The sequence below is a fragment of the Paraburkholderia sp. Tr-20389 genome, assembly GCF_017104565.1.
Lineage (GTDB): Bacteria > Pseudomonadota > Gammaproteobacteria > Burkholderiales > Burkholderiaceae > Paraburkholderia.
The window spans coordinates 1-25,876 of record NZ_JAAGPD010000018.1; the positions used below are offsets into that span (position 1 = coordinate 1).

The following is a 25,876-nucleotide window of genomic DNA, read 5'->3' on the forward strand; positions in this document are numbered from 1 at the left end:
TTCCGCGCTCGGCGGCAACATTTCGCGCTCGAACTCGTACGCCGACGACTATTCGCGCGGCTACCACCACAAGCACAAGCGTCACCATCACGACGACTGATCGCTGGGCTGGACGCTCGCGGGTTCGCCAAAGCGCGAACTCGCGGGCCTGACGGGCCGGGTCTGACAGGGGTCTGCGACAAATCATCGCAGGCCCCTGTGGCCGATCAAAATGAGATAAGCGCGATTTGAAGGTACGATTGACGTAATTCCCTTCTTTTGCAGGCATCATCGTGCCCGTCAACTACCTGCGCGGCTTCACCTCGGCCGCTCGCACCGATGCCGCCAACCGGCGGCTGGGCCTGGCGCTCGCGGGTATCGCGGGCGCCGCGAACGCCGGCGGCTTTCTGGCGATCGGCCAGTACACGTCGCACATGTCGGGCATGGTGTCGTCGCTGGCCGACAACCTCGCGCTCGGCAACCTCGCGTTCGTGCTGTCGGCGGCGAGTTCGATCGTCGCGTTTCTCGCGGGCGCCGCCAGCTCGGCCATTCTGATCAACTGGGGCAGGCGCAGAGGCACGCACAGCGTGTACGCGATGCCGCTCGTGCTCGAAGGGCTGTTGCTGCTGTGTTTCGGCGTGCTCGGCGCGAATCTCGAGCAACATCGTCTGCTGTTCGTACCGGCCACGGTCACGTTGCTCTGTTACGTGATGGGCCTGCAGAACGCGATGATCACCAAGATCTCCAAGGCGGAAATCCGCACCACGCACGTCACAGGTCTCGTGACGGACCTCGGCATCGAAATCGGCAAGGGCCTGTACTGGAACCGGGGCGTCGCGGCGACGGACGCGGGTTATGTCGGCGCCGACATGCGCCGGCTCGGCTTGCTCGCGTCGTTGCTGGGGATGTTTCTCGCTGGCGGACTGGCTGGCGCGATCGCGTTCAAGCAGGTCGGCTTCGTTGCGACCGTGCCGATGGCAGCGCTGCTGCTCGTGCTGGCCGTCGTGCCCGTCGCGGACGATCTGTTGAGGTATCCGCGGCGCGGGCGGTGAGTTACGCGCGCCGCCTCCGATCGCCCGCGGCATCGATTTCGTCCTGATCCTCGATTCCCGTTTCTTCTCCGCTTTTCCGCGCAGGCAGGTGTAGACGCTCGTCGCACCCGGATCGCGTCCCGACGTTTCGCTGTCTCTTTCTACGGGACACGATTTGTCCCAATACCCGCCTATATTCCCCTCAGCCCGTAGCCACGCGCTAACGCCGATTTGGCTTGTCAGCAAGGCGTTTAAAGAAGACCGGTTGATGTGCCGTAATCGCGCTGGTGCAGCCAGCGAATGATGGAAGCGAGACGCAGGCAATCGCGACGCAGCATGCAACCTCAGCCTGGAAGAGATCAACACGATGAATAACAATTCTCCACTTGAAAGTCTCACAGCGTTTGCCATCGTTTTCGCCACCGGCGTCCTGTCGACACTCGCGCTCGGCAAGTACATCGACGAGGTTCGCCGCGACGCATACGACGCTGCGTCGAACGCGGCCTGAGCAGCGGCACGCGGCCTTCGTCATCAGCGAGCGCTCGCCCGTCCCGAACGCCACCGGCACGTGCAACCCTGACCCGCGCCTGCATCGCCCAGTACCACAACCGCGCATCAACAGGTAGCATGCGCAACCTCATTCCACTCAGGACGATTCGCGACTGCGCGCCCACGCGACGCGCATACGCTCAGTCCGTCCATCCGCGTTTTCGGAGCCTTTCTTGACCTCGAACTCCATCTCACCCGGCCTGATGCTGATTCACGGCAACCGGTCCGAGCGGCTTCGCGATCTGCTGGTCGAATGGATGAAGCGTTATCCGCTCGCGCCGCTCGAAAACGAGACGATCCTCGTGCAGAGTAACGGCATCGCGCAGTGGCTGAAGCTCGCGCTGGCCGCCGATCGTGATCCAGAGACGGGCGCGGGCGGCTGCGGCATTGCTGCCGCGCTGGAAATCACGCTGCCGTCGCGCTTCATCTGGCAGGCGTATCGCGCGGTGCTGGGTGGGTCGTCGGTGGCCGAGGTGTCGCCGTTCGACAAGTCGCGTCTCGTATGGCGCCTGATGCGCGTGTTGCCGGCGTTGATCGGGCTTCCCGCCTTCGAGCCGCTGCGCCGTTTCATCAGCCGCGACGACGACCTCCGCAAGCGGTTTCAGCTTGCCGAGCGCATCGCCGATCTGTTCGACCAGTACCAGATGTATCGCTCCGACTGGCTCGCGAGCTGGGCGCAGGGTGACGACATCGTGCTCGACGCGCGGGGCGAGCCGCAGCCGCTGCCCGACGAACAGCGCTGGCAGGCCGCGCTGTGGCGCGAACTGATTGCCGATGTGGAGCGCACGACGCGCGGCGGGTCGGCGCAGGAAGCGATGTCGAACAGCGGGCGCGCGGCCGTCCACGAGGCGTTCCTGAAGCGTATCGACGGATGGGATAGCGAAGCGCGTCCGGCAGGCCTGCCGCGGCGCATCGTCGTGTTCGGCATTTCGAGCCTGCCGCGCCAGTCGCTCGAAGCGTTGGCCGCGCTCGCGCGCTGGAGCCAGGTGCTGCTGTGCGTGCCGAATCCGTGCGCGCACTACTGGGCCGACATCGTGCCCGACAAGGAACTGCTGCGCGCGCAACATTCGCGGCAGCAGCGCCGCGAGGGCGCGCCCGCCGAATTGCATGCCGACGAACTGCATCTGCACGCGCATCCGTTGCTGGCGTCGTGGGGCAAGCAGGGCCGCGACTTCATCGGCCTGCTCGACGAGTTCGACAGCGCCGAGGCGCGCGAGCAGTATCGTCCGCAGTTTGCGGGTATTGGTCAGCGCATCGACCTGTTCGACGAGCGCGACGCGGAGACGCTGCTGCAACAGCTGCAGGACGACATCCGCGATCTGCGTCCGCTGCGCGAAACACAAACCGAATGGCCCGAAGTCGATCCGGAGTTCGACGACTCGATCCGCTTTCACGTCGCGCACAGCGCGCAACGCGAGGTCGAAATCCTGCACGACCAGTTGCTCGACGCGTTCAACGCGGACGCGAGCTTGCGTCCGCGCGACATCATCGTGATGGTGCCGGATATCGAAGCCTACGCTCCGCATATCCAGGCCGTGTTCGGCATGCTCGACCGCGACGACCCGCGCTACATCCCGTTCAGCGTCGCCGATCGCGGACAGCGCCAGGCTGACCCGCTGGTGGGCGCGTTCGAGACACTGCTCGGCTTGCAGCATTCACGCATGACGGTCAGCGATCTGCTCGACCTGCTCGACGTTCCCGCGCTGCGCCAGCGCTTCGGCATCGACGAAAGCGATCTGCCCAAGCTGCGTGCGTGGATGCGCGGTGCGAACGTGCGCTGGGGTCTGCATGCGGAGCATCGCGAGCGGCTCGGCCTGCCGCGCGACGCGAACGCAGCGGCGCCGCATACGTGGATGTTCGGCCTGCGGCGGATGCTGCTCGGCTACGCAGTCGGCGGCGACGCGCAGGCGTGGTGCGACATCGAACCGTTCGGCGAAGTGGGCGGGCTGGACGCGGCGCTGCTCGGTCCGCTCGTCAGGCTGATCGACGAACTCGACCATGCGTGGCGCACGATGAGCGAGCCCGCGCTGCCCGCCGAGTGGTGCGAACGCCTGCGCGCGCTGAAGCAGGCATTCTTCAGCACCGACGACGGCAACGACGGCAACGACGCGTACACGCTCGCGCGCCTCGACAACATCCTGCAAACGTGGCTCGACGCGTGCACGGAAGCGAATCTCACCGACACGTTGCCACTCTCCGTGGTCGCCGATTACTGGCTGAGCCAGCTCGACGAAACCGGCTTGTCGCAGCGCTTCTTCGCGGGCGCGGTGACCTTCGCGACGCTGATGCCGATGCGCGCGATTCCGTTCCGCCGCGTGTGCCTGCTCGGCATGAACGACGGCGACTATCCGCGCACGCGCGTGCCGATGGATTTCGACCTGATGCGCGGCCACTACCGGCCGGGCGACCGTTCGCGTCGCGAGGACGATCGTTATCTGCTGCTCGAAGCCGTGTTGTCGGCGCGCGATCATCTGCATGTGTCGTGGGTCGGGCGCAGCATCAACGACAACACCGAGCGCCCGCCGTCCGTGCTGATCGGCCAGCTTCGCGATCACCTCGCGAAAGGCTGGAAGCTCGCCGATGCGGAAGACGACGATAGCGCCGCGCTCGTCGATGCGTTGACGATCGGGCATCGCTTGCAGCCGTTCAGCATCGAGTACTTCCCCGTCGATGCCGACGCTTCGACGCTCTTCACGTACGCGGCGGAGTGGCGCACGGCGCCGCGCGAAACGGGCAAGCCGCCGGCGGATGCCCAACTGCCCGCGCTCGTGCGCGATGAGCCTTTGTCGTTGCGCGAACTCGCCGACTTTCTGAAGAACCCCGTCAAGGCCTTTTTCGGCCAGCGCCTGCGCGTCGCACTCGACGCCGAGGAAGCGGTTAGCGACGACCAGGAGCCGTTCGAACTCGACGGGCTCGCCAGATGGAAGCTGCAAGACGAGCTGATCCATGCGCAGGCCGCCGATCTCGACGATGCGAACCAGGACGATGCGTTGATCGTGGCCGCGCGTGAAGCGCGCCTTGCGGTGATCCGCCGACGCGGCGACGTGGTGGCGGGCGGCTTCGGCGATATCGCGAGCGGCGAGCTGGTCGAGCCGATGGACGCGTTTCTCGTGGCGTGCCGCAAGCAGCTGGAACGCTGGCCGACGGCCATTGCGCGCGAACAGGAGATCGGCTACGAGGCACAGGGCGAACCTGGGCTGCTGGCCGTCGCGGACTGGCTCGGCAAGTGGCGCACCGATGCGGACGGGCGGCTCGCGCGCGTGTTGATCGAGACGAGCGAACTCGTCGAAGGAGCGGCGCAGCGCTATCGCTATCCGAAGCTCGTCGGACCGTGGGTGCAGCATCTCGCGGCCAATCTCGCGGGCCGCGCCGTGACGACGGTGATCGTCAGCAAAAAAGGCACGATCGAGTTCTCTCCATTGAACGCGGGCGACGCCGAGACGCATCTCGGCACGCTGCTGCGCATGTGGGAAGAAGGGATGCGCCGGCCGTTGCCGCTCGCTGTTGCAACGGGCTTCGAATGGCTGTTCGCGAGTGGCGCCATTCAGGGCAATGGCCCGAAACAGCACGCCGAACCGCAGGCGGTCTCGCGCAAAAAGTATGAAGGCGATGGCAGCGACTACGCGAAGGGCGAAATGGAAACGAGCGCGAGCTTGCGACGTGCGTATCCCGACTTCGATGCACTGACCGCGAGCGGCGAGTTCGAGTCGCTTGCCAAAACGCTGCTCTTGCCGCTCGAGCGGGCGGTGAAGAAAGATGAGAAGGACGCCAGGAAGACCACGAAGAGCAGGAAGACGGCAACCGCCGCCGCAGGAGCAGAAGAATGAACGCGCCCATCACTCCCATTCACTCGATGCACTCGCCGCAGCCGCTCGATCCGCTGCGCTTTCCGCTCTCCGGCCGCAGCCTGATCGAAGCCAGCGCCGGCACGGGCAAGACCTTTACGATCGCGATGCTCTATGTGCGGCTTGTGCTCGGACACGATCCGTCGAATCAACGCGCGCGGCCGCTCACGCCGCCCGAAATTCTCGTCGTGACGTTCACGGATGCCGCGACCAAGGAACTGCGCGACCGCATCCGTGCGCGGCTGACGGAAGCGGCCGCGTATTTCCAGGCCGATCCCGACGACGTGATGGATCTCGAACCCGGCGAGACCGATCTCCTGCACGCATTGCGCGGCGACTATCCGCCGCAACAGTGGGCCGCGTGCGCGCGCCGCCTGCAACTCGCGGCAGAATGGATGGACGAGGCGGCCGTCTCGACGATTCACGGCTGGTGCAACCGCATGCTGCGCGAGCATGCGTTCGACAGCGACAGCCTGTTCACGCAGACGCTCGAAACCGACCAGTCCGATTTGCTCGCCGAGGTGGTGCGCGACTACTGGCGCACCTTCATGGCGCCGCTCGATGCGGCCGACGCAACCGAGGTCGCCCGGTGGTTGAAAGGGCCGAACGATCTGCGCAAGAAGCTGGGCAACCTGATCGACATCGCGCCGTTGCTGAACGATGCCGCAGCGCCCGCCGATGCATTGCGCGTAAGCCGAGATGAATGCGTGCGCCGGCTAGACGCACTCAAGGCGCCGTGGAAGACGTGGCCTGCGGAGATGATCGGCGTGCTGGATGTCGCGCGCGAGGCCGGTCAATTGGGCCGGCCGTTCGCGAAGGGCAACTGCGACCGCTGGCTGAACGAACTGGCAGCGTGGGCGCACGATCCTGAGAAGCGCCAGCCGGATCTGACCGAGACAGCATGGAGCAGGCTGACGCCCAAGGCGATCGTGGACGAGTGCCAGCACGGCACGCCGCCTTCGCACGCCGGCTTCGACGCGCTCGTGACGTTGCCCGCCGAACTCGCCGCGCTTCCCGACGCGCACAGCGACCTGTTGTCGCACGCGGCGCGCTGGGTCGCAGACCGCTTCGCCGGCGAGCAGTCACGCCGCGCGCAGATGGGCTTCGACGATCTGTTGACGCGTCTCGACGAAGCGCTGCGCGGTCCCAATGGCGAGCGTCTCGCCGAGATCGTGCGCAAGCAGTTTCCCGTCGCGCTGATCGACGAGTTCCAGGACACGGACCCGCTCCAGTACCGCATCTTCGATACCGTCTATCAGCCAGGCGGCGTCGACATGCCGGGCAACGCGCTGATCCTGATCGGCGATCCGAAGCAGGCCATCTACGCGTTTCGCGGCGCGGACATCTACACGTACCTCGCTGCACGGCGCTCGTGCGGTGCGCAGTTGCACACGCTCGCGACGAACTTCCGCTCGACGCACGCGATGGTCGACGCGACCAATCACTGCTTCAACGCCGCCGAGCAGCGCGACGAAGGCGACGGCGCTTTTCTGTTTCGCAGCGGCGACGGCAATCCTGTGCCGTTCGTCCATGTCGACGCGAAGGGCCGCAGCGATGTGTTCGTCGTCGATGGCGAAGCGCCGCGTGCGCTGACGGTCTGGTGGCTTCAGCCTTCCGGCGATGGCAAGCCGATCGCGAGAACGCCGTATATCGAGCGCATGGCGCAATGCTGCGCGACGGAGATGGTGCGCCTGCTCGATCTCGGACAGCGCGGCAGCGCCGGATTTGCCGCCACGGACGGCGCAAGCGCGTTTCGGCCGCTGCGCCCCGCCGATATGGCCGTGCTCGTCAACAACCGGAAGGAAGCCGACGCAATTCGTGCGGCGCTCGCGCGGCGCAATGTGCGCACGGTCTATCTGTCCGATAAGGATTCCGTGTTCCAGAGTCCGCAGGCCGCCGAACTGCAGCATTGGCTCGCGGCCTGCGCCGATCCGGACGACGGACGGCTGGTTCGCACCGCGCTCGCCACCGCGACGCTCGGCCTCGGCTGGGCGCAACTCGATGCGCTCTACAGCAATGAAATGAAGTGGGAAGCATGCGTGCTGCAATTCCGTGGCTATCGCGAATGCTGGCGCCGCCAGGGCGTGCTGCCGATGCTGCGCCGCCTGCTCAACGACTTCGGCGTACCTGCGCGTCTGCTCGGTCTGCACCCGCAAGAGAAGCAACCTATGCAAGCGCCGCAGGCCATGCAGGACGGCGAGCGGACCATGACGGATCTGCTGCATTTGGCCGAACTGCTGCAACAGGCGAGCACGATGATCGAAGGCGAACATGGCTTGATCCGCCATCTCGCCGAACAGCGCCAGGCGGCGGAAGACGGCAATGGCGCTGGTGACGCGCCGCAGATCCGGCTGGAAAGCGACGGCGATCTCGTGAAGGTGGTGACGATCCACAAGTCGAAAGGGCTAGAGTATCCGCTCGTGTTCCTGCCGTTCGTCTGCGCGCATCGGCCCGCCGACGCAAAGGACGTGCCGCTCAAATGGCACGACGCAAACGGCGACTTGCAGGTCGCGCTCGCCGATACGGGCGGCGTGCTCGCCAAGGTCGACCGCGAGCGGCTCGGCGAAGACCTGCGCAAGCTCTACGTGGCGCTCACGCGCGCGCGCTACGCGACGTGGATCGGCCTCGCGGAAATGAAGGAACTCGAACGCAGCGCGATTGGCTATCTGCTCAACGGCGGAAACGTGGTGGCGGCGGGCGGTCTCGAATCCTGTCTGCAGGACGCGTTCGGCGCATCGCCCAACATCGCGATTGCACCGGCGCCCGAAGCCGGCGACCAAAAGCTTCCGCGCCAAAACGAAACGTCACGGCAAGGCGCGGCGCGCAAATCGGCGCGCGTGATGCGCGAGCCGTGGTCGGTCTCGAGCTATTCGAGCCTCAAGAAGATGAGCTACGGCACCCTGAATCAGGGTGTGCCCGTTGCGCCGGACACATCGAGCGAAGAGGACTTCATCGAGGCGCGCGACGCGCAGACGGAAATCGCCGAAGCCGACGCGCCGCTTCTCACGCAGGCGCCGCGCATCGCCGCGACGCAACCCGGCGCACGCGTGTTGCACGATTTTCCGCGTGGCTCCGACGAGGGAAGCTTCCTCCACGATCTGCTCGAATGGGCCGCGCAGCATGGCTTCGCGCAGGTCGCGGCAGACGCCGCGCCGCTGCGCGAGGTGGTTGCGCGCCGTTGCAGCGTGCGCGGCTGGGAGCGCTGGATCGATCCGTTGACGCAATGGATCCAGCAGATCGTGTCGACGCCGCTCGCGCTGAAAGCAGGCGGCGGCATCGAAGCGACGACGGTCGCGCTGTCGGGGCTGCGGACGTCGATTGCCGAAATGGAGTTCTGGCTGACGGCGCATCGCGTCGACACGGCCGCTATCGACAGGCTCGTCAGCGAATACACGATGGACAAGGCAGAACGCCAGGCGATCGAGCCGACGCAGTTGAACGGCATGCTCAAGGGCTTCATGGATCTCGTGTTCGAGCACGAGGGCCGTTACTACGTCGCCGACTACAAGTCGAACTGGCTGGGCAACGACGACGCCGCCTACACGGACGACCGGATTCGCGCGCAAATCTTGCGCTCGCGCTATGACCTGCAATACGTGCTGTATCTGCTGGCGCTGCATCGGCTGCTGAAGGCGCGTCAGCCGGATTACGACTACGACACGCACATCGGCGGAGCGGTCTATCTGTTCCTGCGCGGTCTGAACGCGTCGACGCAGGGCGTGTTTGCAGAGCGTCCGCCGCGCGAGCTGATCGAACGGCTCGACGCACTTTTTACGGGCGAGCTTTCGTTCGATGACCTGGAGGCAGCATGAGCGCGATTCTTTCAGACACCGGCGTTGCGATGGCGGATGACTTCACATCGCGCGAGCGCATCGAGCGGCTGCTTGCGGGCTGGGTCGAGCGCGGCTGGCTGCGCGAGGTCGACGCGGCGTTCGCGCGTTTCCTCGGGCGCGAAGTGCCCGACGCACAAGCGCTGCTGATTCTCGCTGCCGCGCTCGCGAGCCATCAGCTCGGGCGCGGCCACGCCTGTCTCGATCTCGACGCGACGCTCGACGATCCGACCTCGGTGCTCTCGCTGCCGCCCGATGGCGTCGCGATGCGCGACATCGACGACGCCGAAGAAGTGATGCTGCCGTCGAAGGTGCTCGCGGACGTCACGCTGGCGCGCTGGCTGTCGGCGCTCGATCACGCCGCGCTCGTCGGCGGCGGCGCGGGCAACACGCCGCTCGTGCTTGTCGGCATGCGGCTCTATTTGCGCCGCTACTGGCAGTACGAACAGAACGTCTGCCGCGCGGTCGGCGAGCGCCTCGAAGCGGGCGTGCGACTCGAAAGCGCGTTGCCCGTCGACGGCTTGCGCCGCGCACTCGATACGCTTTTCCCTCCCCGGCCGGTTCGTGACGACGCACACGCCGACTGGCAGAAGCTCGCCTGTGCGCTCGCCGCGCGCAGCGGGTTCAGCATCGTCACGGGCGGTCCGGGCACCGGCAAGACGACGACGGTCGTGAAGCTGCTCGCGTTGTTGCAGTCGCTGGCGCTCACGGGCGACGAAGCCCGCCCGCTGCGCATCCGTCTCGCCGCACCGACGGGCAAGGCGGCGGCGCGGCTGAACGAATCGATCGCGGGCGCCGTCGCGCGTTTGCCGTTGAGCGATTTCGCGCAGGGCGAGGCGATCCGCGACGCGATCCCCGTCGCCGTCACGACGCTGCACCGGCTGCTCGGCACGCGGCCCGACACACGTCGCTTCCGGCATCACGCAGGCAACCCGTTGGCGCTCGACGTGCTGGTGATCGACGAGGCGTCGATGGTCGATCTGGAGATGATGAACGCGGTGCTCGATGCGCTGCCCGCACAGGCGCGGCTGATTCTGCTCGGCGACAAGGATCAGCTCGCTTCCGTCGAAGCGGGCGCCGTGCTGGGCGAGTTGTGCCAGCGCGCCAACGAAGGCCACTACACGCACGCGACGCAGGCGTGGCTGCAGGCGGCGACGGGCGAGCAGATCGAGGCGGAACTGGTCGACGCGGCGGGCAGCGCGCTCGATCAGTCGATCGCGATGCTGCGCTTCAGCCATCGCTTTTCGAAGGAGAGCGGTATCGGCCAGTTGGCGGAAGCTGTCAACAGCGGCAAGCCGACGGAGGTCGCGAAAGTGTGGGCGTACCGTCACGCCGATCTCGCACTGCTCGAATGCGCGGAACAGGGCGATGCGGCGTTCAAGGCGCTCGTCGTGGACGGTGTCGTGCGCGGTGCGGTGCATGACGAGGGAGCTATTCACGCGCGGCGCGGCTATCGCCACTATCTGCAAACCTTGCGCGATGGGCAGCCGCCGCACGATGCCGACCAGGACTCGTTCGATGCATGGGCCGACGGCGTGCTCGATGCTCACGGCGAGTTTCAGTTGCTGTGCGCGCTGCGGCGCGGTGCGTGGGGTGTCGAAGGCTTGAACCGGCGTGTCGCGCATCTGTTGCAGGACGAGCATCTGATCGCGGCGACGGGCGAATGGTATCTGGGGCGGCCCGTCCTCGTGACGCGCAACGATTACGAACTGGGGTTGATGAACGGCGACATCGGCATCACGCTCGCGCTGCCCGTGGAAGGCGACGGGTGGAGTCTGCGCGTCGCGTTCCCGGCAGGCGACGGATCGCGCCGCATCAAGTGGGTGCTGCCGAGCCGCCTCCAAGCCGTCGAAACCGTGTTCGCGCTGACGGTTCACAAGTCGCAAGGCTCGGAGTTCACGCATGCGGCCCTGGTCTTGCCCGACACGCTCAGTCCTGTGTTGACGCGCGAACTCGTCTACACGGGCATCACGCGCGCGCGCAGCTTTCTGACGATCGCGAGCGCGGGCGGCGCGGCGATCGTCGAGCGTGCCGTCGAAGCTCAGGTGCAGCGTGCGAGCGGACTTTCTGCGGGGTTCGCGTTTCAGTGACGCTTTACGTCCTTGATTGAAGGGGGCTGCAGGGATGGAACGCAGTGCCCCGATCTCAAGAAACATGCATAGGTGCCGATAAATTCGGGATCATCCATTCAGGCGACACCATCGTTCAATGTCCGATATCGATCGCGAAATCATGCGTGTGCTTCCCGACGCGGCCACGCAAAGCGCCTATCTCAGCACGCCGGATATCCACCGGCGGTTGACGGGCACGGTGCAGAACATGCCCTCGTCGAAGACGATTCACCGGCATCTCGCGAGGCTCGAAGAAGAAGGCCTCGTCGAAATGGAGCAACGCGGCACGGCTTCCGTATGGCGCAAGAAGGCCGGCGCAAGCGGCATGGCGGCGAAGGCGGGCGCGATGATGAATTTCGACGAGGCACTGGCGCTGCAAACGCTCAAGCGCTTCTCGTCGCGGCAGATTCCCGACCTGGTGGCGGAGTCGCTATTGCCGCTGTTCCAGATCGCGGACACCCGGCTGCAGAAGACCAACAACGAAACCGAGCGCAAGTATTCGCGCTGGGCGAGCAAGGTGGCCGTGGAGAGCGGCGGCTTTGCGCTGCACTATCCCGTGATCGATCGCGAGCTGTTCTCCACCGTGTCGCGCGCGCTGTTCGAGGAGCGTCAGCTGGAGATCGTCTATCGTCCGCGTCACAACACCGAAAACGATCGGCCGAAAGTCGTTCTTCCTTATGGTCTCGTCGAGGTGGGCGGCCTCGTGTATCTGGTGGCGGGCATGGAAGGCAAGCCGCATCCGACCATGTACCGCATGGACCGCCTCACGAGCGCGAAGGCGCTGCTCGAACCGTTCGCGTATCCGGCTTCGTTTTCGCTCGATGCGTACGTGCGTCAGCAGCGCAGCTTCGACTTCATGGTCGAGAAAGAGGTGCTGCTCAAGCTGAAGTTTTTTAGCAGTGCGGGCGAGCATCTGCTCGAAGCGCCGATGTCGAAAGACCAGAAGTACTCGCGCAAGGACGATGCGTTGCACGTGCAAGGCACGGTGATGCTCAGCCAGCGGCTGCGCTGGTGGTTGCGCTCGTTCGGCCCGAATGTCGAAGTGCTCGGTCCGGCGAGCTTGCGTGCCGAGCTTGCCGCGGAAGCGGCTGAGCTTGCGAAGATGTACGGCAAGTAACGGCTCGCGGCCTGGATCTATCCACGGCTGGAACACACCACATGTGAGGGGCGCCGCGCGGCGCGGGATCGAAACGCTCACGCGCGGGCCATGTTCATCCGCTTACTTGTCCCAAAGTGTGCGGCCGAAGAACGTCAGCGTGCGGTCCCAGGCCATTTGCGACCAGACGGGGTCGTACTGCGTGCCGGCGATGCGGCTATGACCGACGGCCGTTTCGTTAGCAAATGCATGATGCGCGAGATAGCGATGAAACTCGGCGTCGACCTTCGCTTCGCGCAGTTTCGACTCCAGCGAATCGACCGTCGCGGCAGCGAAGAACACATCCTGCGTGCCCCAATGCGCGAGCACGGGAGCCTTGATCTTCGACGCGTCGATGTATTCGAGCGGAGGGAAGCCGTAGAACACGACGCCCGCCGACACCTCGGGGCTTTGACATAGCGTGAGGAAGGTCAACGCGCCGCCCATGCAGTAGCCCATCACGGCGACGCGGCCGGAGCGCTGCTTGAGGTACTGCACGGCGCCGCGAACGTCTTGCGATGCGGCATCGCCGAAGTCGAGACCATCCATCAGATGATGAGCCTCTTCTTCTTCGACCGTCGATTTGCCGCGATACAGATCGGGCACGAGCGCGAAGTAGCCGGCAGCCGCAAGACGATCCGCGACACCGCGAATCTGATCGTTCAAGCCCCACCATTCCTGAATGACGACCACTGCGGGCGCGCCTTCCGTTTTCTCGGGCGCCGCGAGATAACCTTGCAATTCTTTGCCGTCCGGGCGGCTAAAAGTGATCGTCGATCCCGTCGTCGTGTTCATGGTTGTGTTCCTGTTGAATGGACCCACTAGCATAGCGCCAACGTGCGCGACATGCAGGTTCGCGGACTCACAGGAAATGAAAGCGCACTGCAAGCGGCTTCGTGCGTCCGACTGCGGCGCGCCGGCTTCGAAAACAAAAAAAGCGGGCACTGCCCGCTTTCTTCACACAGCACGTACTACGTGAACGTCTGCATTACGCCGGCATTTTCCGGAACGAAATCGCCAGGCGGTTCCATGCGTTGATCGCCGAGACCAGCAGGGTGAGGTCGACCAGTTCGGCCTCGCTGAAATGCGGCTTGACGGCTTCCCACACGGCATCGGGCACATGATCCTGAGAGATCAGCGTCACGGCTTCCGTCCATTCCAGCGCCGCGCGCTCGCGTGCCGTGAAGAACGGTGTTTCGCGCCATACGACGACCGTCGCCAGACGCCGCTCGGTTTCGCCGCCCTTGCGCGCATCGGCGGTGTGCATGTCGACGCAGAACGCGCAACCGTTGATCTGCGATGCGCGCAGGCGCACCAGTTCCGTCAGCGACTTTTCGAGGTCGCTCTTGTTGATGCGCTCTTCGAGCGCGAGCAGCGCCTTGATCGCATGCGGGTTGGCTTTGTAGAAGTCGAGACGTTGTTCCATGATCGGTTCCTCAGTGAGAGTACGCATTGGCTTGCGCGACACATGAAGATTAGGCGTGAAACTGGCCATATGAAATGGCCAATTATCGGTAATTTCAGGTAACCACTTTGGGAGCGAGGCGCCTGCGTATCCGCTTCTTCTTCTTATGAATGGCAGAGCGTGTCTAGCGGAACGACTCTACAAGGCGCCGGGAGAAAGTGCAGACGAAGGACCGCCGTTCACGGGCGGCCCTTGTGTGACAGCAAGAAGACGCTACTTGACCGCGCCGAGCGCGAGGCCTTTCACCAGATAGCGCTGCAGCCACGCGAACACGATGGACACGGGCAACGTCGCGCACAGCGTCGCGGCCATCACCAGATGCCATTCGACGACATACTTGCCCGCCACCATATCGGTGACCTGCACGGTCAGCGTCTTGTTTTCGGGCGAGCGGATCAGCGTATAGACGACGGCGAACTCATTCCACGCGTTGATGAACGTGAAAATGGCCGTGACGACGATGGCAGGCACGGCGAGCGGCAGGAACACCTTGAACACGGCGCGCGTGCGGCTGCATCCTTCGAGCCATGCCGACTCTTCCAGATCGCGCGGCACGGTCTGGAAATACGACGACAGCATCCACACCGCGAATGCGATATTGAACGCCGCATAGGACACGATCACACCGATCTTCGAATCGACGAGATTGCCGTCGCCGTACGGAATCATCGCGGCGAGACGGAACAGGCCGACCACCAGCAGGATCGGCGACAGCATCTGCGTGACAAGCAGGAACTGTCGATACAACCCGCGTCCGCGAAACGGAAAGCGTGCGAGCGCATACGCGGCAGGCAGGCTGACGGCAAGCGCGAGCGCTGTCGAGAGCAGGCTGATGACCGTGCTGTTGCGCAGCGCGACGCCGAAGTTCGCGGCCGTCCACATGTCGGCGAAGTTCTGCCATTGCCAGTGCACGGGGAGCCAGCGCGCGGGATAAATGAACACTTCCTGCGCGGGTTTCAACGCGGTGAACAGCATCACGGCAAACGGAAACAGCACGACCACGACCAGCGGCGACAGCGCGAGCCAGCACCACACGGTGCGTTTCATCTTCGCGTTCATGCGGGCTCTCCTTCCTTCGACGGCTGCACGCGCAGGTACAGCACCGAGAACACGAACAGCATGATGAGCATCACGAGCGACACGGCCGCGGCCTGACCGGGACGTCCGAGTCTGAAGCCGAGTTCGTACAGATAGGTCACGAGAATATGCGTGCCGTTGTCCGGTCCGCCTTGCGTCATCACCCAGATGATCGGAAACGAGTTGAACACGTAGATCACGTTGAGCAGGATCGCCATATTGACGAACGGGCGCAGCAAGGGCAGCGTGAGCTGGCGGAACTGCTGCCACGCACTCGCGCCGTCGATGCGCGCGGCCTCGTAGATATCGCCGGGCACGGACGACAGGCCGCCCAGCAGGATCGTCACCGTGAACGGAATCGACACCAGGATGCCGACTGCGATCTCGACGGGGAACGCGAGTTCGGGCGTCGCGAGCCAGTGGATCGGACCGCCGATCAGACCGAGCCGCTGCAACGTGACGTTGACCATGCCGTAGTCGTCGTTGAACGCCCAGCGCCATACGACGGCCGTCATCGTCAGTGACACGGACCACGGCAGCATAATGATCGTCCGTGCAATGCCGCGGCCGTGAAAGTCCTGATTCAGCACGAGCGCGACGGGCACGGAAATGACCACGGTGCCGCCCACCACGCACGCGGTCCAGACGACGGTCCGGCGCAGCGAATCGAGAAACACCGGGTCGGCGAACACCGTGAAGAAGTTCTTCAGTCCGGTGAAATCGCGAATCGCACCGAAGCGCGATACCTCGTGAAGCGACTGCCACACGATGTTGAAGATCGGATAGCTGATGATGAACAGCGCGAGGATCAGACTCGGCGCGATCAGCCACCACGGCGCGGCGGCGCGTGGTGCGATGGAACGGCTCATGCCTGCTCGATCGGCGGATGCTTGGGCGTTGGAACTCATGAAGCCCTCAGGACGGAATGGGCCGGATGCAACACAGCGCTTCGCTTGAAAAGAAGCGCGCTCATCGAATATGAAGCCGCATCGACGTCGAATCGATGCGGCTTCCGGTGCTGCGCTAACGGATCGTCAAGGCAAGGGCTCAGTGACCGAGCGCCTGGTTCGCCTGATTCGCGGCCTGCTTCAGCGCATCGTCAGGCTTGGCCTTGCCGAGGTACACGGCCTGCATCGCGTTCGTCACGGCCTTCGCGGTGTCTTCCCAGCCCGTCACCGTCGGCGCGAAACGCGCTTGCGGCAGCAATGCGATGAACGCCTTCGTGTCGGCATCGTTGAACGCCGGGTCGGCTGCTTCCGCCTTCGTCGTCGGCAGGAAGCCTTCCGTGCTCGTGAACTCGACGCGCGGCTCCTTCGTGAACAGATAGTCGAGGAACTTCCACGCGTCCTTCTTCACCTTCGAGTTCTTGAACATCACGATCGAATCGGTGACGGCATACGTCGCGCCGTTCGTGCCGACAGGCAGCGGATCGATGCCGTATTTCAGGTTCGGCGCTTCCTTCTTGATCTGCTTCGCGAGGAACGGCGCGGAGATCATCATCGCGACGCGGCCTTGCTTGAAGAGGTTCTGCACGTCTTCGCGGCTGTAGCCCGTCACGCCCTGTTGCGTCAGACCCTGATCGATCATCGACTTGTACAGCGTCGCCGCCTTGATGCCCGCGGGCGAATCGAAGCCGGCCTTGCCTTCCTTGTTCAGCACGTCGCCGCCGTTGGTCCACAGCGCGTAGTAGTAGTACACGTCGGTTTCGATTTCCTTGCCTTGCAGGCCGAAACCGGCGACGCCCTTCGCCTTCAGCTTCTTCGACGCGTCGATCACGTCATTCCACGTCTTCGGGCCGTTCGGATAGCCGACGCTCGCGAGCAGGTCCTTGTTGTAGTAGAGCGCGCGTGCGGACGCGGCGATCGGCAGGCCGTACGTCTTGCCGTTGATCTGGCCAGGCGCGAGGAACGGACCGATGAAGCGGTTCTTGAAGTTCGCGTCCATGTAGCCGTCGAGCGGCTCGGCCACGTCGTCCTTCACGAAATCGAGCAGCCAGCGCGTGCCGACGATCGCGAGGTCGGCGTTGGCGTTGCCCGAGATATCCGTTTGCAGCTTCTGTTGCAGCGTGTCCCAGTTCACGTCTTCGATCTTGATCGTGGTGCCGGGATTGGCCTTCTCGAACTGGCGGGCCATTTTCTCGAAGTACGGCGCCGTCGCATCGCTGTAGTGAGCGACCGTCACACGCACCGTGTCGGCGTGCGCCGAAAGGGCTAGACCTGCAAACGCGAGCGCTGCGGCGACTTTGCCGAGCGTAAGGGAAGCACGTGCATGCAACGACATTTCGTCTCTCCTGGGGTGGTCCGCCGCCGTAGCCGGCTGCTTGGGTTGAATTGTTTGAAAAAATCCTACACACGAAAAAAAATGTTGTCACGTAGGGCTGACGATATTTTTTGTTCGGCCGTTTTTTGCATAACATGCTGTAAATGATGGCCTTTTTGTGCGGTGCAGGGTACGTCGTGTCTGGAGCGGATGCATGCTTCGCCTGGCCTGAAAATGTGCAATATGTAGGAAATTTTCATGATTGAACGCGGCGGCGTGGCTTGCGCGCCGGCTGTCGGGAAACGCGGAGAGGACAACCCATGAAGCGTGTCGTGCTGGTGACGGGAGCGTGCGGCGGGATCGGCAGCGTGTTGTGCCGGCGTTTCGTCGAGGACGGCGCGACGGTGCTCGCGCTCGACGTCGATGCGGGCGCGCTCGATCAACTGGTTGCGGAACTGGGCGCCGAAAGCGTGACGCCTGTCGCCGTCGATCTCGGCGACGCCGACGCCGTGCGCGAATGCGTCGCGCAGGCGGTCGCGGCGCGCGGCCCGGTCGACGTGCTGGTGGCGAACGCGGGTGCAGCTGAGGCGATGACGCTCGCGAAGACGGACGCTGCGAGCTGGCAGCGCGATGTGCACCTGAACCTGAACGGCGCGTACCACACGGTCGAGGCGGTGCGTGCGTCGATGATCGGGCGGCAGACGGGATCGATCGTGCTGATCGGCTCGGTGAACGGCATGACGGCGCTCGGCCATCCCGCGTACAGCGCGGCCAAGGCGGGACTCATCAGTTATACGAAATCGCTCGCGATCGAGCTTGGCCGCTACGGCATACGCGCGAACATCGTGTGTCCGGGGACGGTGAAAACGAAGGCGTGGCAGGCGCGTGTCGACAAGAACCCGCAAGTGTTCGAAGACCTCAGGAAGTGGTATCCGCTGCGCGACTTCGCGACGCCCGACGATATCGCCGACTCGGTGCTCTTTCTCGCGTCGCCGATGGCGCGCGTGATCACAGGAGTCGTGTTGCCCGTCGATGGCGGCCTGATGGCCGGCAACCGGCTGATGGCGGAAGACTTGACGCTCGAATCGCTTTAGTACCTGAAACCGGGCTCAAAAGAGAACGCGAGAACACGCAACGACGGTGAGGAAAGCATGGCAGCAGTGCAACTGAGCGGCATCTACAAGCGTTACGGCGACACGCAGGTCGTGCACGGCATCGACCTGCATATCGACGACGGCGAGTTCGTCGTGCTGGTCGGCCCGTCGGGTTGCGGCAAGAGCACGCTGATGCGGATGGTCGCGGGCCTCGAGGAAATCAGTGGTGGCGAACTGACGATCGGCGGTACGCGCGCGAATAGTTTGCCGCCGCAGCAGCGCAATATCTCGATGGTGTTCCAGAGCTATGCGCTCTATCCGCACCTGTCCGTCTACGACAACATCGCGTTCGGACCGCGCATCCGCAAGGAAGCATCGACGAGTTTCAAGCCGCGCATCGAGGCCGCCGCGAAGATGCTGAACCTGAGCGGCTATCTCGACCGTTTGCCGCGCGCGCTGTCGGGCGGTCAGCGGCAGCGCGTCGCGATGGGGCGCGCGGTGGTGCGCGAGCCGTCGCTGTTCCTGTTCGACGAGCCGCTGTCGAATCTCGATGCGAAGCTGCGCGTGCAGATGCGCACGGAGATCAAGGCGCTGCATCAGCGGCTGAAGAACACGGTGATTTACGTCACGCACGATCAGATCGAAGCGATGACGATGGCCGATCGCATCGTCGTGATGAACGCGGGGCGCATCGAGCAGATTGGGCGACCGCTGGAGCTTTACGACAGGCCGGCCAATCTGTTCGTCGCGAGTTTTCTCGGCTCGCCGTCGATGAATTTTTCCGCAGGGGAAGTGGTGAGCGCACCAGCCGGCGTCGCGTTGAAGCTCGGTGATGGCGTGCAGATTCCGCTGCCCGGCGCAGCGGTGACGCCTGGCGCGAAAGTGACGCTCGGCGTGCGGCCGGAGCACATCGAAACCTCGACTGAAGGCATCCCGATGGATGTGGAGGTGATCGAGCCGACGGGTGCGGAAACGCATCTGTACGGCAAGATCGGCGGCGCGGCGTGGTGCGTGACGACGCGCCAGCGCGCGTCGATCGAGCCGGGCCAGCGCGTGACGGTGCGCTTTCCCGAGCAGCACATGCATCTGTTCGATACGGAGAGTGGGAGCAGATTGGGTTGACGGCAAGCGACGGGATCGCACGACGCTGATTCACCTTCCATCGAAAGGAACGCACGGGTGTCCGCACCGAACCTGATTCCTCACATCCGCAGCGCGCTTGAATCGCTGCGGCCGGCCGAGCGCAAGGTCGCCGACATGGTGTTGTCCGATGTCGACTTCGCGATGCGCGCGAGCATCACTGAGCTTGCGCAGCGCGCGGACGTGTCGGAGCCGTCCGTGACGCGTTTTTGCCGCGCGGTGGGCGCGCACGGCTTGCGCGACTTCAAGATGCAGTTGGCGCAGAGCGTCGCGGGCGGGATGCCGTATGCGTCGACGGCGGTCGCGCGCGACGACGACACGCAGACGTTATTCGACAAGGTCGGCGAATCGGCCGTCGAGGGCATCACGCAGGCGCGTGGTGCGATCGATCCTGTAGCGGTTAATGCTGCGCTGGCTGCTTTGACTGGGGCGCGGCGTGTGTATTTTTTTGGTGTCGGCTCTGGATCGGGGCTTGTTGCTCAGGATGCTGCATTACGGTTTTTGCGGCTTGATATTGCCGCGGCTGCTTTTACGGATGCTCATTTGCAGCGGCTTTATGCAGGCTTGCTGGAGCCTGGCGATGTTGCGTTTGCTATTTCTCATTCGGGTCGTAGTGTCGAGGTGAATGAGAGTATGCAGATCGCTAAAGAGCGCGGTGCGACGACGATTGCTTTGACTAATGTCGGCTCGCGGCTTGCCTGGCTTGTGGATATTCCTTTGCTGCTGCGCGTGCCGAGTCCCATCGATCCTAATACGCCGGGTGTTTCCCGGCTTGTCCATCTTTGCGTGATGGATGCGCTCGCTATTGGTGTTGCGCTTAGGGTCGAGCCTTCTACGCTCGAGAAGATGCGGAATGCTAAAGCACGATTAGGGGATGTGGCGGCTGAGGGGGAGCCGCCGGTTTAACGATTGGTTTTTTTGTCTGCGACGCAGTCGCCATCCGGGTTTTTTTGCTGGCGCGCGTCTTTTTTTTTCGCTGGCATCCGCGATTTGCCTTCGTAGTTCATGCGTTGCCCCTGTGCGGGGCGGCACTTACTTTCTTTGCCGCCGCAAAGAAAGTAAGCAAAGAAAGCGGGCTCACACCGCCAGTGCTAGTGATTGCCTGCGGGCCCCCAACAGTTCTTACACTTCACGCGGCAACGTGCTTGTTCGCGCCCGTTGCCAGCGTGCTCACTCACGCATCACCCGCTTCACACTCACGCGTCACAGACTGCGTTACCAGACGTCCACCGCCGCCCAGGTGGCAAACGGTGTGTAGGCCATCGCGACGGAAGGGCACCACTCCGGACCGAAAAGCGGGATCGGTGTCGTAGAAGCGCGAACGCATGCGTTGCGACAACCTACACATAGTTTGCCACCTGGGCGGCGCCGACGAGTCGCTGCCGCTGGCTGCCTGCGGGTGACTGGAGCGGGTGATGCGCCTGTTCAGGGCGCTGGCAACGGGCGCAGAACAATGTGTTGCCGTGTGGAGTGCGGGACCCGTTGGGGGCCCGCAGGCAAGAACACGGGCTGGCGGTGTGAGCCCGCTTTCTTTGCTTACTTTCTTTGCGGCGGCAAAGAAAGTAAGTGCCGCCCCGCACAGGGGCAACGCCAGCAAACCAGAAACATCGAGCGGATGCCAGCGAAAGCGAAAGCGAAAGCGCAGAACCAAAACCAAAAGGCGAAGCCCGCGCCGAGAAGGCAAGAATGGCGACTGCGTCGCAGACAACAAAAAACCGGACACATCAAACCACAAACCCAAACCTCCGCGACAACCGCTGCGTCGCAGCAACCAACACCTGCGCTGCGCCGCCCCGCGTATCGCTATCAAAGCTCCCAGCCGTACCCATCACGGCGACAACAAGCACGATGCTACCCGTGTGATCGAACACAGGCGCCGCCAGCGTATTGATCCCAGGAATCGGCTTGTTGAGCGCAGTATCGATGCCCTGCTCGCAAATCAGAGCGAGCCGCTCATCGTAACCAGCATCAGCAACATCGCCAGGCCCAACACCAGCGAGCCGCAACGAATCCTGCAAAAGCAGACCTTGCCGCACATCGTCGGCAACAAAAGCAGCAAAAACGCGCCCAATCGCAGTATTGACGAGAGACATCACCGTACCCACCCGCAAACTCACATGCAGCGGCCGCGCCGATTCCTCCAGCCTCACGACCGTCGGCCCCAGCGGCCCCAACACCGCCATCGCGACGCTCATGCCCGTCGTCACCGCGAGATCGACGATCTCCGGCTCCGCTTCGCGCGTCGGCGACAGGCGCTGTAGACCGATCAGCCCCAGTTCGAACGCGAGTGGCCCCGCCTCGAAGCAACCCGACGCATCGCGGCCCAGCAAGCCAATCTTCTGCAGGCTCACCAGATGAGGAAACGCCTTCGCGGGCGGCATGCCGGCCGCCGCCGCGAGATCGCGCAACGATAACGGCTTGCCCGCTGAGACAAGGGCAGTCAGAAGTTCACCCGTGCTGTCGAGCGACTGGATGCCACGTTGCTGTTTCGCGTCGCCGCCGGCGGCCAATGACGTATTCAATGCTTCGCTCATGTTCAGTGCGACGCGATGTCCGCGCCGATTGCACGCGCCGTATCCCGCAGCGCGCGCGCAATGGGTCCGTCCCAGTCGACATCGATCGCGCCGCTCGGCCCGATGACCGTCAACGCGAGGCACAACTGCCCTTCGACATCGAACACGGGCGCAGCAAGACTGCTGATGCCGGGACTCGGCGCATCGATGCCACGTTCGATGCCGCGCTCGCGAATCGCAGCAAGCGTCGCATCGAACGACGCGCGATTCGCAGCCGTCACCATATCGTCCGTGCCGCCCGACTGGTTCGTCCACATCGTCTGCAATGCGTCGGGCGAAAGGAACGCACAAAACAAGCGTCCCGTCGACGTGGCGGGCAGCGACATCACCGTGCCCACATGCAAGTTCACATGCAGCGGAAAACCCGCGTGCTCATAACGGACGATGGTCGGACCTTGCGGCCCCCTCGTGCAGATCGCGACGCTGAAGCCGATCGCCTCGGCCAGCGCGCCGACGCGCGGCACGGCCGCGCGAAACGCAGGCTGGTTCGCCAACTGCATCAGGCCGAGCCGCAGCGACAACGGACCGGGTTCGTAACGCCCCGATAACTCGTCGCGCTTGATCAGTCCGAGCCGCGTCAGGCTCACCAGATACGCATGCGCCTGGCCCGGCGCGATGTCGGCGCCCGCGGCCAGGTCGGACAGCGCGAGCGGCACGCGGGCCTTTGCGAGCGCATGCAGCACCCGTCCGCCGACCTCGACGCTCTGGATGCCACGCTGCGGCTTGCCCGCGCCCGTTTCGCCGTCTTTCGCCGTCTTCGCCATGCCGTTTGCGCCGCCCATCCGTGCCGAAAAAAGATCCATGTTAAACGAACGCCCGCCTTGGACCGCGATCCAGGCGCTGCCGATCACTCCGTCGCCAGGGTTAACTCTAGATTAGCGTATAACAACACGATTAGCCATTGACAAATAATCGGCAGAGTCTAAGATGAAATCACGCCGGCCCGACAGGCGTCGGACATGATTCCAACCAGACAGAGCGAGACAACTCATCAACGCCGCGCACGCGTGCGCCGTCTCGCCCTGCACCCCCTCAATTTGATGGAGACGAGCATGGCCAAGGCATTTGCATCGCAAGCCGACGTCGAAGAAAAGAAGATCACGTGGACGCAACTGTCCGAGAACGCATACGCGTACACGGCTGAAGGCGACCCGAACTCGGGCGTGATCATCGGCGACGATGGCGTGCTGATCGTCGACACCACCGCGACGCCCGCGATGGCGCAAGACCTGATCGCGAAGATCCGCAGCGTCACCGACAAGCCGATCAAATACGTCGTGCTGTCGCACTACCACGCGGTGCGCGTGCTCGGCGCATCGGCGTATTTCAAGGAAGGCGCGCAGCAGGTCATCGCCAGTCGCGGCACGTATGAAATGATCGTCGAGCGCGGTGAAGCCGACATGAAGTCGGAAATCGAGCGCTTTCCGCGTTTGTTCGCCGGCGTCGAAACGGTGCCGGGACTCACGTGGCCGACGCTCGTGTTCGAGAAAGAAATCACGCTGTTCCTCGGCAAGCTCGAAGTGAAAATCGCGCATCTGGGCGCGGGTCATACGAAGGGCGACACCATCGTGTGGCTGCCTTCGCAGAAGGTACTGTTCTCCGGCGACCTCGTCGAATACGAAGCCGCCTGCTATTGCGGCGACGCGCAACTCGAACAGTGGCCCGCTACGCTCGAAGCGCTGCGCGCGCTCAACGCCGAGAAGCTCGTGCCGGGCCGCGGCCCCGCGCTGACGACGCCCGAAGACGTGCACAAGGGTCTCGACTACACGAAGGACTTCGTCACGACGCTGTTGCAAAGCGGCCGCGAAGCCTTCGCTGACAAGCTCGATCTGAAGGCCGCAATGGCGCACACGCGCAAAGCGATGGATCCGAAGTTCGGCCATGTCTTCATCTACGAACATTGCCTGCCGTTCGACGTGTCGCGCGCATTCGACGAAGCGAGCGGCATCACGCATCCGCGCATCTGGACCGCGCAGCGCGACAAGGACATGTGGGACGCGCTGCAGGCCTGATCACGCAGCACACAACACAACGCAGATGGATGGAGACAGCAGAATGAGCAGCATCAACTACCAGACCTTGTCGTTCGAATACAAACGCTGCGCCGAACAGGATGCAGCGGCGGCAGACGCGGCGCGGCATCCTGTGATCGTGGTCGGCGCGGGACCCGTCGGCCTCGCGACGGCAATCGATCTCGCGCAGCATGGTGTGCGCGTCGTGCTCGTCGACGACGATTGTTCGCTTGCAACAGGTTCGCGTGCAATCTGTTTTTCGAAGCGTTCACTCGATATCTTCGATCGCCTCGGCTGCGGCGACCGCATGGTCGACAAGGGCATCAGCTGGAACGTCGGCAAGGTGTTCCTGCAAAACGAACTGGTGTACACGTTCAATCTGCTGCCCGAGGCGGGGCATCATCGGCCGGCGTTCATCAATCTCCAGCAGTATTACGTCGAAGGCTTTCTGCTCGAACGTGCGCAGGCGCTGCCGAATATCGACATCCGCTGGAAGAGCAAGGTGGTCGGTCTGCAACAACACGGCGAGCCGGGTTCGGCCAATGCATCGGTCACGCTGACCATCGAAACACCCGACGGCGAGTATCCATTGTGCGGCCGTTATGTGGTCGCGGCAGACGGGTCGCGCAGTCCCGTGCGCAACATGATGGGCCTCGACAGCAAGGGCCGCGTGTTCAAGGACCGCTTCCTGATCGCGGATGTGAAGATGGAAGCGGAGTTTCCGAGCGAGCGCTGGTTCTGGTTCGATCCGCCGTTCCATCCGAACCAGTCGGTGTTGCTGCATCGACAGCCGGACAATGTGTGGCGCATCGACTTCCAGCTAGGCTGGGACGCGGATCCTGCACTGGAGAAAACGCCGGAACGTGTGCTGCCGCGCGTGCGCGCGCTGCTCGGGCCGGACGTCAAGTTCGAGCTCGAATGGGTCAGCGTCTATACGTTCTCGTGCCTGCGCATGGAGCGTTTCCGGCACGGCAACGTGCTGTTCGTCGGCGACGCGGCGCATCTGGTTTCGCCGTTCGGCGCGCGCGGTGCGAACAGTGGCTTCCAGGACGCGGAGAATGTTGCATGGAAGCTCGCGATGGTGCTGGGCGGCCGTGCACCGGATGGATTGCTCGACACGTATGCGAGCGAACGCGAGTACGCCGCCGACGAAAACATCCGCAACTCAACGCGTTCCACCGATTTCATCACGCCGAAGTCGCCCGTCAGCCGTACGTTCCGCGATGCCGTGTTGAAGCTTGCACGCAAGCATTCCTTTGCACGTTCGCTTGCAAACAGCGGGCGGCTTTCGGTGCCCGCCGTGCTGCACGACTCGGCGCTCAATACCGCCGATCACGACAGTTTCGAAGGCAAGATGGTGCCGGGCGCTTCGTGCGTCGATGCACCCGTTGCATTGCATGGCGCCCCTGCGTGGCTGCTCGCCCAACTCGGCGACGCTTTCACGGGCGTCCTGTTCTGCGGGAAAAATAGCCTCGACGCGGCCAGGCTACGCACGCTGAAGACGCTGCAAACGGGCGCGATTCCGTTGAAGCTGGTCATCGTCACGCCGCATGGCGTCGGCGACATCGCACATGAGTTGAGCGATACCGTCGTGCTCGAAGATGCCGAAGGGCTTGCTGCCTCGCGCTATGACGCGAAGCCCGGCACGTTCTATCTGATTCGTCCGGATCAGCATGTGTGCGCGCGCTGGCGCACGCTCGATGCCGCACATGTCGACGCTGCGTTGAAACGGGCACTATGTGTCGAAGGCGTTGCCTGAACGAACGGCACAGACAG

Annotated in this window: 18 protein-coding genes; 11 read left to right on the plus strand and 7 right to left on the minus strand. The window is 63.9% G+C overall.

Annotated features, from left to right (window positions below; all coding sequences use genetic code 11):
* Positions 1-272 precede the first annotated feature (272 nt).
* The 6 genes from G3N95_RS18210 to G3N95_RS18235 all read left to right on the plus strand — a co-directional run bounded on the left by G3N95_RS18210 (position 273) and on the right by G3N95_RS18235 (position 12,462).
* Positions 273-1,031 carry a YoaK family protein gene (locus tag G3N95_RS18210; RefSeq protein WP_205971487.1) on the plus strand — a complete coding sequence of 253 codons (759 nt, stop codon included), beginning with the start codon at positions 273-275 and terminating at the stop codon, positions 1,029-1,031.
* 346 nt (positions 1,032-1,377) lie between these two features.
* Positions 1,378-1,518 carry a hypothetical protein gene (locus G3N95_RS18215; protein ID WP_205971488.1) on the plus strand — a complete coding sequence of 47 codons (141 nt, stop codon included), beginning with the start codon at positions 1,378-1,380 and terminating at the stop codon, positions 1,516-1,518.
* A 214-nt stretch (positions 1,519-1,732) separates the two neighbouring features.
* Positions 1,733-5,386, plus strand: coding sequence for an exodeoxyribonuclease V subunit gamma (gene recC, locus G3N95_RS18220; RefSeq protein ID WP_241018679.1), 3,654 nt, complete (start codon positions 1,733-1,735; stop codon positions 5,384-5,386).
* Positions 5,383-9,216: an exodeoxyribonuclease V subunit beta gene (recB, locus tag G3N95_RS18225; RefSeq protein WP_205971489.1), complete on the plus strand. Its 3,834-nt coding sequence runs from the start codon at positions 5,383-5,385 to the stop codon at positions 9,214-9,216. Before recC ends, recB begins: the two co-directional genes overlap by 4 nt.
* On the plus strand, positions 9,213-11,324 hold the full coding sequence (gene recD / locus G3N95_RS18230; RefSeq protein ID WP_205971490.1) for an exodeoxyribonuclease V subunit alpha: 2,112 nt from the start codon (positions 9,213-9,215) through the stop codon (positions 11,322-11,324). The genes recB and recD overlap by 4 nt, the downstream gene beginning before the upstream one ends.
* A gap of 118 nt (positions 11,325-11,442) precedes the next feature.
* Positions 11,443-12,462 carry a WYL domain-containing protein gene (locus G3N95_RS18235; RefSeq protein WP_205971491.1) on the plus strand — a complete coding sequence of 340 codons (1,020 nt, stop codon included), beginning with the start codon at positions 11,443-11,445 and terminating at the stop codon, positions 12,460-12,462.
* A gap of 102 nt (positions 12,463-12,564) precedes the next feature.
* Here the strand turns inward: G3N95_RS18235 and G3N95_RS18240 are convergent, their stop codons facing one another.
* From G3N95_RS18240 to G3N95_RS18260, 5 genes are all read right to left on the minus strand, one after another.
* Positions 12,565-13,275: a dienelactone hydrolase family protein gene (locus G3N95_RS18240; RefSeq protein ID WP_205971492.1), complete on the minus strand. Its 711-nt coding sequence runs from the start codon at positions 13,273-13,275 to the stop codon at positions 12,565-12,567.
* Between the two features lie 193 nt (positions 13,276-13,468).
* Positions 13,469-13,906, minus strand: a complete 438-nt coding sequence (locus G3N95_RS18245) for a carboxymuconolactone decarboxylase family protein (RefSeq protein ID WP_205971493.1) — start codon at positions 13,904-13,906, stop codon at positions 13,469-13,471.
* Between the two features lie 252 nt (positions 13,907-14,158).
* Positions 14,159-15,004, minus strand: coding sequence for a carbohydrate ABC transporter permease (locus tag G3N95_RS18250; protein WP_205971494.1), 846 nt, complete (start codon positions 15,002-15,004; stop codon positions 14,159-14,161).
* Positions 15,001-15,891 carry a sugar ABC transporter permease gene (locus G3N95_RS18255; RefSeq protein ID WP_205971495.1) on the minus strand — a complete coding sequence of 297 codons (891 nt, stop codon included), beginning with the start codon at positions 15,889-15,891 and terminating at the stop codon, positions 15,001-15,003. The genes G3N95_RS18250 and G3N95_RS18255 overlap by 4 nt, the downstream gene beginning before the upstream one ends.
* A 178-nt stretch (positions 15,892-16,069) precedes the next feature.
* Positions 16,070-17,302 (minus strand): sugar ABC transporter substrate-binding protein, encoded by a 1,233-nt coding sequence (locus tag G3N95_RS18260; protein WP_012403353.1) that lies wholly within the window; start codon positions 17,300-17,302, stop codon positions 16,070-16,072.
* A gap of 299 nt (positions 17,303-17,601) precedes the next feature.
* Between G3N95_RS18260 and G3N95_RS18265 the strand changes: the two genes are divergently transcribed.
* The 3 genes from G3N95_RS18265 to G3N95_RS18275 are packed head-to-tail and all read left to right on the plus strand — an operon-like array spanning position 17,602 to position 20,421.
* On the plus strand, positions 17,602-18,375 hold the full coding sequence (locus tag G3N95_RS18265; RefSeq protein WP_205971496.1) for an SDR family oxidoreductase: 774 nt from the start codon (positions 17,602-17,604) through the stop codon (positions 18,373-18,375).
* 57 nt (positions 18,376-18,432) lie between these two features.
* Entirely contained in the window at positions 18,433-19,497 is a 1,065-nt protein-coding gene (ugpC, locus tag G3N95_RS18270; protein WP_205971497.1) for a sn-glycerol-3-phosphate ABC transporter ATP-binding protein UgpC, read from the plus strand.
* Positions 19,498-19,554: 57 nt separating this feature from the next.
* Positions 19,555-20,421: a MurR/RpiR family transcriptional regulator gene (locus G3N95_RS18275; RefSeq protein WP_205971498.1), complete on the plus strand. Its 867-nt coding sequence runs from the start codon at positions 19,555-19,557 to the stop codon at positions 20,419-20,421.
* 818 nt (positions 20,422-21,239) lie between these two features.
* Here G3N95_RS18275 and G3N95_RS18280 read toward each other — a convergent pair.
* Both G3N95_RS18280 and G3N95_RS18285 read right to left on the minus strand, forming a co-directional pair.
* Entirely contained in the window at positions 21,240-22,049 is an 810-nt protein-coding gene (locus tag G3N95_RS18280; protein ID WP_205971499.1) for an IclR family transcriptional regulator, read from the minus strand.
* Between the two features lie 2 nt (positions 22,050-22,051).
* Positions 22,052-22,891, minus strand: coding sequence for an IclR family transcriptional regulator (locus tag G3N95_RS18285; protein ID WP_205971500.1), 840 nt, complete (start codon positions 22,889-22,891; stop codon positions 22,052-22,054).
* Between the two features lie 249 nt (positions 22,892-23,140).
* Here G3N95_RS18285 and G3N95_RS18290 point away from each other — a divergent pair, with 249 nt between their 5' ends.
* On the plus strand, positions 23,141-24,100 hold the full coding sequence (locus G3N95_RS18290; protein WP_205971501.1) for an MBL fold metallo-hydrolase: 960 nt from the start codon (positions 23,141-23,143) through the stop codon (positions 24,098-24,100).
* Between the two features lie 43 nt (positions 24,101-24,143).
* Positions 24,144-25,859 carry an FAD-dependent oxidoreductase gene (locus tag G3N95_RS18295; protein ID WP_205971502.1) on the plus strand — a complete coding sequence of 572 codons (1,716 nt, stop codon included), beginning with the start codon at positions 24,144-24,146 and terminating at the stop codon, positions 25,857-25,859.
* The last annotated feature ends 17 nt before the right edge of the window (positions 25,860-25,876 follow it).